General features: G+C 35.7%; 13 protein-coding genes. All 13 read left to right on the forward strand.

All coding sequences use genetic code 11. The features are described 5' to 3' along the window. A partial coding sequence (locus QQS35_RS08405) for a hypothetical protein (protein ID WP_285931515.1) occupies positions 1 to 246 on the forward strand: 246 nt, incomplete at its 5' end. A gap of 270 nt (positions 247 to 516) precedes the next feature. Then, positions 517 to 783, forward strand: a complete 267-nt coding sequence (gene veg, locus QQS35_RS08410; RefSeq protein ID WP_285931516.1) for a biofilm formation stimulator Veg — start codon at positions 517 to 519, stop codon at positions 781 to 783. Positions 784 to 987: 204 nt separating this feature from the next. Beyond that, a complete protein-coding gene (locus tag QQS35_RS08415) occupies positions 988 to 1,167 on the forward strand; it encodes a small, acid-soluble spore protein, alpha/beta type (protein ID WP_285931517.1) in 180 nt (59 codons plus the stop codon). Positions 1,168 to 1,443: 276 nt separating this feature from the next. Beyond that, positions 1,444 to 2,313 (forward strand): 4-(cytidine 5'-diphospho)-2-C-methyl-D-erythritol kinase, encoded by an 870-nt coding sequence (gene ispE / locus QQS35_RS08420; RefSeq protein WP_285931518.1) that lies wholly within the window; start codon positions 1,444 to 1,446, stop codon positions 2,311 to 2,313. A 55-nt stretch (positions 2,314 to 2,368) separates the two neighbouring features. After that, positions 2,369 to 3,193, forward strand: coding sequence for a pur operon repressor (gene purR, locus QQS35_RS08425; RefSeq protein ID WP_285931520.1), 825 nt, complete (start codon positions 2,369 to 2,371; stop codon positions 3,191 to 3,193). 154 nt (positions 3,194 to 3,347) lie between these two features. After that, positions 3,348 to 3,638: a septation regulator SpoVG gene (spoVG, locus tag QQS35_RS08430; protein WP_285931522.1), complete on the forward strand. Its 291-nt coding sequence runs from the start codon at positions 3,348 to 3,350 to the stop codon at positions 3,636 to 3,638. Positions 3,639 to 4,049: 411 nt separating this feature from the next. Next, entirely contained in the window at positions 4,050 to 5,432 is a 1,383-nt protein-coding gene (glmU, locus tag QQS35_RS08435) for a bifunctional UDP-N-acetylglucosamine diphosphorylase/glucosamine-1-phosphate N-acetyltransferase GlmU (protein ID WP_285931525.1), read from the forward strand. A gap of 15 nt (positions 5,433 to 5,447) precedes the next feature. Next, positions 5,448 to 6,401: a ribose-phosphate diphosphokinase gene (locus QQS35_RS08440; protein ID WP_285931526.1), complete on the forward strand. Its 954-nt coding sequence runs from the start codon at positions 5,448 to 5,450 to the stop codon at positions 6,399 to 6,401. Positions 6,402 to 6,480: 79 nt separating this feature from the next. Further along, positions 6,481 to 7,119 carry a 50S ribosomal protein L25/general stress protein Ctc gene (locus QQS35_RS08445; RefSeq protein WP_285931527.1) on the forward strand — a complete coding sequence of 213 codons (639 nt, stop codon included), beginning with the start codon at positions 6,481 to 6,483 and terminating at the stop codon, positions 7,117 to 7,119. A gap of 175 nt (positions 7,120 to 7,294) precedes the next feature. Then, complete coding sequence (pth, locus tag QQS35_RS08450; RefSeq protein WP_285931529.1) at positions 7,295 to 7,855, forward strand: aminoacyl-tRNA hydrolase; 561 nt, start codon at positions 7,295 to 7,297, stop codon at positions 7,853 to 7,855. A 159-nt stretch (positions 7,856 to 8,014) separates the two neighbouring features. After that, entirely contained in the window at positions 8,015 to 8,245 is a 231-nt protein-coding gene (locus QQS35_RS08455) for an anti-sigma-F factor Fin family protein (protein ID WP_285931530.1), read from the forward strand. Between the two features lie 61 nt (positions 8,246 to 8,306). Then, positions 8,307 to 11,828: a transcription-repair coupling factor gene (mfd, locus tag QQS35_RS08460; RefSeq protein ID WP_285931531.1), complete on the forward strand. Its 3,522-nt coding sequence runs from the start codon at positions 8,307 to 8,309 to the stop codon at positions 11,826 to 11,828. 148 nt (positions 11,829 to 11,976) lie between these two features. Continuing rightward, positions 11,977 to 12,513: a stage V sporulation protein T gene (gene spoVT, locus QQS35_RS08465; RefSeq protein WP_285931532.1), complete on the forward strand. Its 537-nt coding sequence runs from the start codon at positions 11,977 to 11,979 to the stop codon at positions 12,511 to 12,513. Positions 12,514 to 12,550 lie beyond the last annotated feature (37 nt).

Below are 12,550 nucleotides of genomic sequence, written 5' to 3' on the forward strand. Positions count from 1 at the left end.
AGTTCTCTTAATCTAGAGATAGATGTTATTTATATTTATTGGACTATTTTCACTCGAAAGAAAGAAAAATTCACCGAGCGAAGGAAAAATGCGACACTCCTGGGGGAAGAGCAGCTTCCGAAGACCCCACAGGGAACGTTGTGTGTGACCGAGGAGGCTAAGGTGCTGCCCCCCGGAAAGGGAGTATTTTTCCGTAGCGCTAGATTAACCACTCATCTTAAAAAGAATGCAAGGAGGTTACGATAAAGTTATTGCGGACTTTATATCAAATGCGACATGACAGTAACAAAAAAGTCAGGCGAAAACTATATGAGTTAAGAAGCAAATAGAGTAATTTTTTTCTAATAATTCAAAAAGTGTACATAATTTCATTTATTTTAGAGAAAATAATCATTAATGAAGTTCAAATCGCTTTTTTTTGTTGACATCAAAAATGCTATACTGTTATAATATAATATTTTGTTTGACTCTAAAACAAGCTTATGGTATAGTGAATATAGAGTGAGGTGGAGTGTATTGGCAAAAACATTAGTTGAAATCAAACAAGGTCTTGATGGACAGATCGGCAAACGCTTGAAGCTGAGAGCCAATGGCGGAAGACGAAAGACTGTTGAGCGTTATGGAACTTTAGCTGAAACGTATCCTTCTGTTTTTATTGTAGAGTTGGATCAACAAGAAAATGCGTTTGAACGTGTTTCTTATAGTTATGCGGATGTTTTGACAGAGACTGTTGAGTTAAACTTCATTGATGATATGAGCGCAGTAATTCTTGGAGAGCAGTAAACTTAGTTTGCTGCTTTTTTTGTTGTCTAGAAAATTAATATTTGCTACATTGTGGATAACATGCGGAAATAGCTGATCCAGCTGCCTACCGCGCGTGAAGTAGAATACCATAAATGGTAAGTTTTAATAAGGGTAAAAAATGCTAAATGTGTTGAGAATAAAAATGTCGTAGATAGCTTTTATTAGAAAGGAGCTGTTACTTTCATGAGTAGACGACGCGGGATTATGTCGGATCAATTGAAAGAAGAAATAGCGAAAGAGTTAGGCTTTTACGACACTGTGCAACAAGAGGGATGGGGCGGCATTAGAGCACGTGATGCAGGAAACATGGTTAAGCGTGCAATCGAGATAGCAGAACTACAAATGAAGGGGGACAAATCCTAATTAGGATTTGTCCCTTTGTTTAAAAAAATTAGATATTTAACCTCCAGTGACTATGTCCTCGAGCTCTAAAGCGTGTCGGGGGTGAGCAAGGTGCCCGAGCTTTTCTTATAATCTAATCCGTCTAACCCGTCTGAGTTCTTAAAATAAGATAAAATAATTTCAAAAGAAAAGGTGTCTTACGTATATTTCTAGTTGTTTGATTATGTAGTTGCGGATTTCCTGTTTTATGATAAGGTAAAAATTAAATGAATAACAATAGAGTAGGTGGACTTAGGAATGTATGTGTTAGAAAAAGCACCAGCAAAAATAAATTTATCTTTAGATGTATTATATAAACGGGCGGATAATTTTCACGAAATTGAAATGGTTATGACTACAGTTGATTTAGCAGATCGTTTGGAAATTACAGAAATTAACGAAAACAGAATAAAGATTGAGTCAGAAAACCGTTTCGTTCCTAATGATGAGCGAAATTTAGCTTATCGTGCAGCAAAATTACTTAAAGATAGTTACGGAATACGAAGAGGGGTAAATATTAAAATTGAAAAGTTAATCCCAGTAGCGGCTGGCTTAGCTGGTGGAAGTAGCGATGCAGCGGCAACGTTAAGAGGTTTGAATAGATTATGGTCTTTAGGTTTATCAACGAGGGAATTGGCCAAACTAGGAGCTAAAATAGGTTCTGATGTATCCTTTTGTGTCCATAATACAACAGCAATTGCCCGTGGGCGAGGAGAAGTGATAACAGAACTGCCTGCACCACCGGCGTGTTGGGTTGTATTAGCGAAACCCACGATGGGTGTTTCTACTAAAAGTGTTTATCAGCAGTTAAATCTCGATAGTATCGCACATCCAGATACCGAAGGCATGGTTCGGTCGGTAATGTTAGGAGATTATGATGGGATGTGTAATAGATTAGGTAATGTTTTAGAAGATGTAACATTACCAAGCTATCCTGAAGTACAGCAAATAAAAACACAGATGTCTCTATCAGGTGCAGACGCTGTTTTAATGAGTGGTAGTGGTCCTACTGTTTTTTCATTAGTGAAACAGGAAAGTCGGGCTGATCGAATATACAACAGTTTAAGAGGGTTTTGTGACGAGGTATATGTTGTGAGAATGTTAGGATACCACCAATCCCTTGATTAAACACGTATAAAATGTTATGTTTAATTAAAATTATTCGGTTTTTTGGGGTGTTGAGATGAAAAGAAGCGATCGGTTAGTAGCAATGACTCATTATTTGGTTGAACACCCAATGGAATTAGTGTCCTTGCCTTTTTTTTCAAATGAATATAAAGCCGCTAAATCTTCTGTTAGTGAGGATTTAGCAATTGTTAACAAAAGGTTTCAACAAGAAGGTATAGGTTATTTACAGTCTATATCAGGTGCAGCGGGTGGCGTAAGGTATATTCCTCAATTTTCAAGCAATAATAGTGAAATATTTGTAGATGAGCTATGTGAACGATTAGAAGACCCTTCAAGGTTACTTCCTGGAGGATATTTATTTATGAGCGATATTTTAGGTGACCCAAGTACTGTTCGGAATATTGGTAGAATATTTGCAACGGAATTTTCAGATTTGGAGATTGATGCAGTTGTGACTGTTGCGACAAAGGGGATTCCGATAGCTTATGCGGTTGCTTCTTTTCTAAATGTCCCGGTTGTAATCGTGCGTAGGGATCCTAAAGTAACTGAAGGGTCTACAGTTAGTATTAACTATGTATCTGGATCATCAAGAAAAATACAAACAATGGTATTATCCAAACGTAGTTTAAGCGAGGGTGCCAAGGTCTGCATTATTGATGACTTCATGAAAGCTGGCGGAACTATCAATGGGATGAAAAACCTTTTGACGGAATTTAATGCACACGTGGCTGCTATCGGAGTATTGGCTGAGGCAGAGGATGAGGATGAAGAACGAGTTGTCGATAATTACACTTCACTCGTTCAGATTACAAATGTAGATGTTAAAAATAATCAAATTGAAGTTCATAAAGGCAACTTTATACATAATAAAGGAATGTAGTTTATTCCATTTTTTAAGGTATTAAACCATTTTTGATCATTTTTCAACTAATTAACTCAAGTTTTTAAAAAAAATTTGAAATTAAGCAGGAATTCTCATAATTTTGTTGAATTTATGGTAATAAGTTCTAAATGGGAAAAGGTGGTGAGACATAATGGAAGTAACAGACGTGAGATTACGCCGCGTTAATACCGAAGGAAGAATGCGAGCAATTGCTTCTATTACGTTGGATCAGGAGTTCGTTGTCCATGATATACGTGTAATTGACGGTAACAACGGCTTATTTGTTGCCATGCCTTCTAAAAGAACCCCTGATGGGGAATTTAGAGACATAGCACATCCAATTAATTCTAATACGCGATCGAAGATACAAGATGCAGTATTAGAAGAGTATCATCGTGCTGGAGAAATGGAAGTAGAATATGAAGAAGCAGGTGCTTCATAAACAAATCGACAGCAGAGGTCTAATCTTCCATGATTAGGCTTCTTTTTTGTTGTACAGAAAAATATATTTTTTTAAACTGTTCATGTTGCCGTTGCTGAAATAGCCACATCCGATTCCTACAACTTGAATCATCTCTTGTGTAGCAAAGCACGCCATTCAAAAGATTGTCTCTCTAAGGTGAGCGAGGTGGTTTTGCTTTGATTCTGGTACAACAATTACATTTTTATATATTACACACTCTAATGAATAACCCAATATTTCAATAACATAATCAAGGTTTAATTTAATCTGTAATGGTGCTCCTTGTTGAAATACCTTTGTGTTTAGGATATATTCGTACATGTACAATTGTGAGAAAATAAATGAATTTTAATGCTTTTATTATTTATATATTCGAACGGAGGGTAATTCATGACTAAGAGATATGCGGTTGTATTAGCGGCTGGTCAAGGAACAAGGATGAAATCTAAATTATATAAGGTGTTACATCCAGTAATGGGCCGTCCAATGGTACAACATGTAGTTAATCAATTAAAAGAATTACGTTTGGAAAGCATCGTAACTGTTGTTGGATTTGGTGCGGAAAAGGTGCAAGAACAATTAGGAAATGATTCAAACTACGTCATTCAAGAACAACAATTGGGTACTGGCCATGCTGTTGTCCAGACTAAAGAATACCTTCAAGGTAAAGAAGGAACTACTATCGTAGTTTGTGGAGACACTCCTTTATTAACTAAGGAAACTTTAGAAGCTTTATTAGATCACCATGATAAGGAGGAAGCAAAAGTAACCGTGCTTACTGCAAATGCTCCGAATCCTAGTGGTTACGGTCGAGTAATTAGAAATGATAAAGGTGATGTAGAACGAATAGTAGAACATAAAGATGCAAATCCAGCGGAATTGTTAATTAGTGAAATAAATACCGGAACCTACTGCTTCGATAATCAGCAATTATTTCATGCACTTTCACAAGTATCTAATAACAATTCGCAAGGTGAATATTATTTACCTGATGTAATTGAGATATTAAAACAATCAAATCAAAAAATAAGTGCTTTTCAAACGGAGAACTTTGACGAGACATTAGGTGTCAATGATCGAGTAGCTTTATCTCAAGCTGAAAAGTACATGAAAAAAAGAATTAACGAAATGCATATGAAAAACGGTGTTACCATTATAGATCCTGATTATACTTATATTGGTCCTGATGTTACGATTGAACAGGATGTAGTTATACATCCAGGTTGTGTGATTAACGGAGATACAATGATAAAACCAGACTCGGTTATTGGGCCTCACACGGAAATCACAGATTGCAAGATAGGTACTGCTACTGTAATACGGCAGAGTGTAGCAATAAATAGTGAAATTGGGGATAGGGTACAAATTGGACCTTATGCGCATATCAGACCAGAAGCAACTATTGGTGATGAAGTGAAAATCGGTAATTTTGTGGAAATTAAAAAATCAAAATTACAATCAAACAGTAAAGTGTCGCATTTAAGTTACATAGGTGATGCAGAAGTAGGAAAAAATGTTAATATTGGTTGTGGAACAATTACAGTGAATTATGATGGTAAGAAAAAACACTTAACAAAAATTGAGGACGATGCATTTATTGGATGTAATTCGAATCTAATTGCTCCAGTGACTGTGGGCAAAGGGGCTTATGTAGCAGCCGGTTCGACAATAAACAAAAATGTACCAAATGATGCACTTTCCATTGCTCGAGCTAGACAAGAAAATAAAGAAGAGTATGTTTCAAAAATTAAAAGTCAAATTAATAAAGATTAATGGAGGGTCAACCTGATGTCAACGGCATATAAAGATTCATCTTTGAAAGTTTTTACGCTAAACTCGAACCCACATCTTGCTGAAGAAATAGCTTCACATATAGGAACAGAGTTAGGGAAGAGCTCTGTCACTGCTTTTAGCGATGGGGAAATTCAAATAAACATTGAAGAAAGTATCCGAGGTTGCGATGTGTATGTCGTCCAATCAACGTGTGGCCCAGTAAATCAACATATCATGGAATTGTTGATTATGATTGATGCTTTAAAACGAGCATCTGCAAAATCAATAAACATAGTTATGCCTTATTATGGTTATGCACGTCAAGATCGTAAAGCAAGAGCGCGTGAGCCTATTACAGCAAAGCTTGTAGCCGATTTATTACAGACTGCCGGTGCTACTCGTGTCATTTCTCTTGACTTGCATGCTCCTCAGATTCAAGGTTTTTTTGACATCCCAGTAGATCAACTTGTTGGTGTGCCAATCCTATCAGAGTATTGGCGCCAAAAAGGTCTAGAAGATATTGTCGTAGTCTCACCAGATCACGGTGGGGTGACAAGAGCACGCCAATTGGCCGATCGGCTAAAAGCACCGATTGCGATTATAGATAAGCGGAGACCACGTCCAAATGTCGCTGAAGTGATGAATATTGTAGGGAAGATAGAAGGAAAAACAGCAATATTAATTGATGATATCATTGATACGGCAGGTACAATAACATTAGGAGCTAGTGCATTAATTGAAAATGGTGCAAAAGAAGTGTATGCTTGTTGTACACATCCAGTTCTATCAGGACCGGCTATAGAAAGAATTAATAATTCACCAATTAAGGAACTAGTGGTAACGAATAGTATTCCGCTAGTAGAAGACAAACAAATAGATAAAATAACTCAGTTGTCTGTTGCACCATTAATTAGTGAAGCTATTATAAGAGTACATGAACTACAATCTGTAAGTATCTTGTTTGATTAAATTTAATGTTTAGACTTACCAACAATCGGGAAATATAACAATTATTAGATTGTTTAATTCCAAGTGGAGGGTGATTAATTTGGCTGTAAAATTAAAAGCAGATAAAAGACCAGATTTAAAAAAGTCATATACGAAAAAGATAAGGCAAGCAGGAGATATACCGGCAATTGTTTATGGAAGTAAAAAAGAAGCAAGAGCGATTTCTATAAATAGTTTAGAACTTCTTAAAACTGTAAGAGATGAAGGGAAAAACGCAATTATTTCTTTAGAATTGGATGGAGAATCTGTAGATGTTATGCTACATGATTACCAAATAGAACCATTAAAGGACGAGCTTGTGCATGCTGACTTTTATATTGTAAACATGTCACAAGAAATGGATGTAGAAGTTGTTATTCACCTTGATGGAGAAGCACAGGGAGTAAAAGATGGTGGCGTTATGCAGCAACCACTACATGACCTTGCTGTAAGAGCGAAACCACGTGATATTCCAGAAGAAATAAAGGTAGATGTTTCGAAGCTAGAAATTGGAGATAGTATCACTGTAGCTGACTTAAAAGAAGGCAAAAACTACGAAATACTAGAAGATGAAGAAACAACAATTGTTACAATTCTGACACCTGATAAGGGTACTACAGAAGAAGATGACGAAGAGGCAGATGAAGAACAAGCAGAACCAGAATTAGTCGGTGAAGAGAAATCCGAAGAAGAGAAGTAGGGAAAAGGGTATCCCGAGTTAACTCTCGTTGATGCCCTTTTTTTCTGATTTATTTTAATTAGGTAAAATAAATCAGAATAGATACTCTATAAATTAGTACATGTACTTTATTTTTAATGTGATACTAAGGTACAATGAAAGTTAAGTTGAAATTGAAAAGGAAGTCGAGATTATTATGAAGTGTATTGTAGGACTTGGCAACCCTGGAAAGAAATATGAAAAAACGCGACACAATGTTGGTTTCATGATAATAGAAGAAATTGCTAAACGAAATAATGTGAAATTAAATAAAAAAAAGTATAATGGAAAGTTTGTCGTAGAAACTATTGGCCAAGAAAAAGTTGTTCTATTAGAACCCCAAACGTACATGAACTTATCAGGGGAATCTGTGCGGCCGCTTATGGATTTTTATAATATTAGTGCTGAAGATGTTGTAGTAATATACGACGATTTAGATTTACCACCAGGAAAGATTAGACTTAGACAAAAGGGTGGGCACGGTGGTCATAACGGTATTAGATCGATGATTGAACACTTAGGAACTAAAGAGTTTAAGCGTATTAGAGTAGGTATCGGGCGTCCTACCATTCCAATGCCTGTCTCAGATTACGTTTTAGGAAGATTTAGCAGTGAAGATCAAGATAGTATTAATGAAAGTATTATTCGAGCTGCAGAAGCTTGTGAAACGTGGTTTAGTAAGCCCTTCCAAGAAGTCATGAATGATTTTAACCAATAAGCATATAATAATAATAGTATTTATAAATGGATACATAAGGTAAATGGTAGATGTTATCAGCTATTCTAATTTTGAAAATTTTCTAGAATTTTTCTAGTATAAAAACTTCTATATGGTACAAACTAATAAAAATGTTTGTTTCTATAGGAGGTTTTCTTAATGGCCATTGTTTACAATTGTAAACACTGTGGTAATAAAGTTGGTCAGTTAGACCAAGAAGTCATAGATACACAAGCACTAGGATGGAATCAGCTATCAAATGAAGATAGGCAAGAAATGATTCAGTATGATAGTAAAGGTGATATACAAATTAAAGTAATTTGCGAGGATTGTCAGGAATCTTTAGATAAGAATCCACATTATCATGAATTAGATTTTTTCATACAGTAAGAAGAGTGTACAAAAAGCTTTGGTCATTGAACCAAGGCATTTTTGTATAGGGGGAGGCATTATGCAAGGAATTAAAGAATATTTAAAAGAGCAGGATGACATTTATTCGATTGTAAGTGGGGTATCTTCGGGTTTAAAGGAGCAACTGGTAGCTGGTCTATCTGGGTCTGCAAGAAGTGTTCTCGCATCTTTAATAAGTGAATCATCAAATAAACGAATACTTCTAGTAACGCATCAATTAATGCAAGCACAACAACTGTACGAAGACTTATTGGAAATTTCAGACAAAAAAGAGGTTCATTTATATCCAGTTAATGAACTAGTAGCAACGGAAGTGGCTATAGCAAGTCCAGAATTAAGAAGTCAAAGAATTGATTCATTAATGAAATGGATGGATCAAAAAAAGGGTATTTTAATTGCCCCTGTTTCTGCTCTCAAGCGGATTTTACCACCTGCCGACTATTGGAAAATGTATCAACTAGAATTTAAGATTGGTGCAGAAATATCGATAGATAATTACCTAGCTTCTTTAATTGATATGGGTTATGAACGTGTAGAAATGGCATCAAACCCAGGAGAATTTTGTTTACGTGGTGGAATAATTGATATATATCCTATTACAGAAAATAACCCAATTCGAATCGAATTGTTTGATAATGAAGTAGACTCCATCCGTTACTTCGATGCTGAATCACAACGATCACTTAAGAAAGTGAAACAGGTTATAGTGGGTCCTGCAACGGAGCTATTGTTAACACCAAGCGATATGGTAGCAGGAGCTCAGCGCTTAGAAGAAGAACTAGCGTCTTCATTAAAAAAAATCAACAAGCCAAGTGACAAAGAAAAACTTGCCGAAACAATAGGGCATGATATTGAACGGTTAAAGCAACAAGAACGTTTTCAAGAAATGTATAAGTATGGTTTATTCTTTTATGATAAACCTGCTAGTTTATTAGATTATTTACCTGATGATGGATTAATAATCTTAGATGAAATGAGTAGAATTCAGGAAACCGCTGGACGATTAGATGAAGAAGAGGCAGATTGGCATAGTAGCGTGCTTTCTTCTAACCAAATGGTCCGGAATATAGCTATTTCATATGATTGGCATGATGTGTGGGCTAGAATGAAGCAAACACGTCTCTATTTGTCTGTATTTTTAAGGCATATTCCTAATACGAATCCACAAAACATTGTGAATTTATCATGTAGGTCGATGCAACAATTCCACGGACAAATGCATTTACTACAAAATGAAGTGGCAAGATGGATTAAAGGTGACTATTCTGTCATTGTTTTTGCACCAAATAAAAAGAGAGCAATGAAAATACAATCGGTATTAGAAGATTATGATATGGAATCTGTTATAGCTGAAAGTGATGCAGAGCTACCATTTTCTAAGCCAACGATCTTAATTGGTAATATTAGCAGTGGATTTGAATTACCAATGCACAAATTAGCTATCTTAACGGAGAACGAACTATTTAAAAAGAAAACAGCACGACCAAAGCGTAAGCAGAAGATATCAAATGCAGAGAGAATTAAAAGTTACCAAGAATTAAAAATTGGTGATTTTGTTGTTCATGCAAATCATGGTATTGGTAAGTATATAGGAATAGAGACATTACAAGTAAACGGACTACATAAAGACTTCATGTTATTAAAGTATTCTGGTGATGATAAGTTATTTGTACCTATTGATCAAATTGACTTAGTGCAAAAATATGTAGGCTCAGAGGGTAAAGAGCCAAAGTTATATAAATTAGGTGGTAGTGAATGGAGAAAAGTTAAAAGTAAAGTTCAATCTACTGTTGAAGATATTGCAGATGATCTCATTGAACTATACGCAGAGAGAGAAGCAACACGAGGACATGCTTTTTCTGAAGATACAGTAATGCAAAGTGAATTTGAAGAAGCTTTTCCATATCAAGAGACGGAAGACCAACTGAGATGTATCGAAGAGATTAAACAAGATATGCAAAGAATACGTCCAATGGATCGCCTTCTTTGTGGGGATGTTGGTTATGGGAAAACAGAAGTTGCCATTCGTGCTGCCTTTAAGGCAATCGCTGAAGGTAAACAGGTTGCAATTTTAGTCCCGACAACAATCCTTGCTCAACAGCACTATGAGACAATAATGGAAAGATTCCAGGATTACCCTATAAACATCGGTTTGCTTAGCCGTTTTCGTACAAGGAAGCAACAAAATGAAACGATTGCTGGATTAGAAAAAGGTTTAGTTGATATTGTAATAGGAACACACCGAGTGTTATCAAAAGATGTTAAGTTTAAAAGTATAGGTCTACTAATTGTTGATGAGGAACAAAGATTTGGAGTTAAACATAAAGAGAAAATTAAGCAACTAAAAACAAATGTGGATGTTTTAACGTTAACAGCAACTCCGATTCCAAGGACGCTTCATATGTCAATGCTAGGTGTAAGAGATTTATCTGTTATCGAAACACCACCTGAAAATAGGTTTCCTATCCAGACCTATGTTTTAGAATATAATCCTGTATTTTTAAGAGAAGCAATTGAAAGAGAAATGGCACGTGGTGGACAAGTATTTTTCTTATATAACAGAGTCAATAACATTGAACGGATGGCTCAAGAAATAAGTGCATTAGTCGATGATGCTCGAGTAGCATTTGCACATGGACAAATGAATGAATCCGAGTTAGAAAACGTTATGTTTTCTTTCCTAGAGGGTGAGTTTGATGTTTTGGTTAGTACAACAATTATTGAAACGGGCGTAGATATTCCAAATGTTAATACACTAATCGTATATGATGCCGATCGGATGGGACTTAGTCAGTTATACCAATTGCGTGGTCGGGTAGGAAGGTCTAATCGTATTGCTTATGCTTATTTCACCTATCAAAAGGATAAAGTGTTAACGGAAGTTGCAGAAAAAAGGTTGCAAGCCATTAAGGAATTTACGGAGTTAGGATCTGGTTTTAAAATTGCAATGAGAGATTTATCAATACGAGGTGCAGGAAATTTATTAGGGGCTCAGCAACATGGTTTTATTGATTCTGTTGGTTTTGATATGTATTCCCAAATGTTAACAGAAGCAATAAATGCACGTAAAGAAGGAAAAAAAACGGAAGAAATGAAACCGTTCGAAGTGCAATTAGATCTTAATCTTGATGCATATATACCTGAAAATTATATTAAAGATGGCAAACAAAAAATTGATATCTATAAACGTTTTCAAGCAATATCCAGTCAAGAAGATATCCACGATTTAAGAGAAGAGATTATAGACAGGTTTGGTGATTATCCAGAAGAGGTGGAAAATTTATTCCATGTATCTTCCTTGAAAATATATGCCCTCAAAGAACGTGTAGAATCAATTAGTGAAAAGAAACAAACAATGGAGTTATTAGTAGAGGATGAGGCTAGTCAACAAATAGATGGGGCTAAGTTGTTTGAGTATACCAATCAGTATGGAAGAATGGTTCAGTTAGGTACGGAAAACCGTAAGCTTAAAGTCGTATTCCACTGGGGTAAAACAACGCATGCAAGAAGGTACGAGTTAGTAGAACAATTTGTGGCTGCATTAAAGGATATGAAACGTTAGTAAATATAGAAAAATTTATTTGATTAAATGTATAGATATGACAGTCTAATTCCATACTAAACTCACAGCTGGTTATTTCTGCTTCTAAAATAGGAAATGTGGAAATGATAACAGAAAGATCATCAAAGAAAGAGAGGCTACACATTATATGAAAGCAACAGGAATAGTACGTCGAATTGATGATTTGGGAAGAGTAGTGATTCCAAAGGAAATTAGAAGAACATTGCGTATCCGTGAGGGAGATCCTTTAGAGATTTTTGTAGACCGTGAAGGAGAAGTCATCTTAAAAAAGTATTCGCCAATTAGCGAGTTAGGCGATTTCGCGAAAGAATATGCAGATGCGTTGTTTGATTCCATAGGTTCTCCGGTACTTATATGTGATCGCGATGAATTTATCGCAGTGTCAGGCGAATCCAAAAAAGAGTATTTAGGTAAAAATATTGGTAAGCAGATAGAAAAAGCTATGGAAGACCGCTCGCCAATTTCTGCTGCGGAAGAATCCGATATTGAAATTATTGAAAATAATGAAGAAAAAATTTCGTCTTATGTACTTAGCCCAATTATCGCAAATGGAGATCCAATAGGGTGTGTAATGATTATGTCAAAAGAAAATAATAACATTGGGATAGTTGAACAAAAGGCTGTTGAAACAGCAGCAAGCTTTTTAGCTAGACAAATGGAATAACAAGTAAAGGAATCTACATCAATGTATAAGCTGGTTT

Origin of the sequence: Aquibacillus rhizosphaerae (assembly GCF_030282825.1) — a bacterium.
In the GTDB taxonomy this organism is placed as follows: domain Bacteria; phylum Bacillota; class Bacilli; order Bacillales; family Amphibacillaceae; genus Aquibacillus_C; species Aquibacillus_C rhizosphaerae.

What these genes read in the sequence shown, in the direction of transcription:
- QQS35_RS08415 (WP_285931517.1), top strand. Translation starts at nt 988, where the DNA reads ATGAGTAGACGACGCGGGATTATGTCGGATCAATTGAAAGAAGAAATA.
- ispE (WP_285931518.1), top strand. Translation starts at nt 1,444, where the DNA reads ATGTATGTGTTAGAAAAAGCACCAGCAAAAATAAATTTATCTTTAGAT.
- purR (WP_285931520.1), top strand. Translation starts at nt 2,369, where the DNA reads ATGAAAAGAAGCGATCGGTTAGTAGCAATGACTCATTATTTGGTTGAA.
- spoVG (WP_285931522.1), top strand. Translation starts at nt 3,348, where the DNA reads ATGGAAGTAACAGACGTGAGATTACGCCGCGTTAATACCGAAGGAAGA.
- glmU (WP_285931525.1), top strand. Translation starts at nt 4,050, where the DNA reads ATGACTAAGAGATATGCGGTTGTATTAGCGGCTGGTCAAGGAACAAGG.
- QQS35_RS08440 (WP_285931526.1), top strand. Translation starts at nt 5,448, where the DNA reads ATGTCAACGGCATATAAAGATTCATCTTTGAAAGTTTTTACGCTAAAC.
- pth (WP_285931529.1), top strand. Translation starts at nt 7,295, where the DNA reads ATGAAGTGTATTGTAGGACTTGGCAACCCTGGAAAGAAATATGAAAAA.
- QQS35_RS08455 (WP_285931530.1), top strand. Translation starts at nt 8,015, where the DNA reads ATGGCCATTGTTTACAATTGTAAACACTGTGGTAATAAAGTTGGTCAG.
- mfd (WP_285931531.1), top strand. Translation starts at nt 8,307, where the DNA reads ATGCAAGGAATTAAAGAATATTTAAAAGAGCAGGATGACATTTATTCG.
- spoVT (WP_285931532.1), top strand. Translation starts at nt 11,977, where the DNA reads ATGAAAGCAACAGGAATAGTACGTCGAATTGATGATTTGGGAAGAGTA.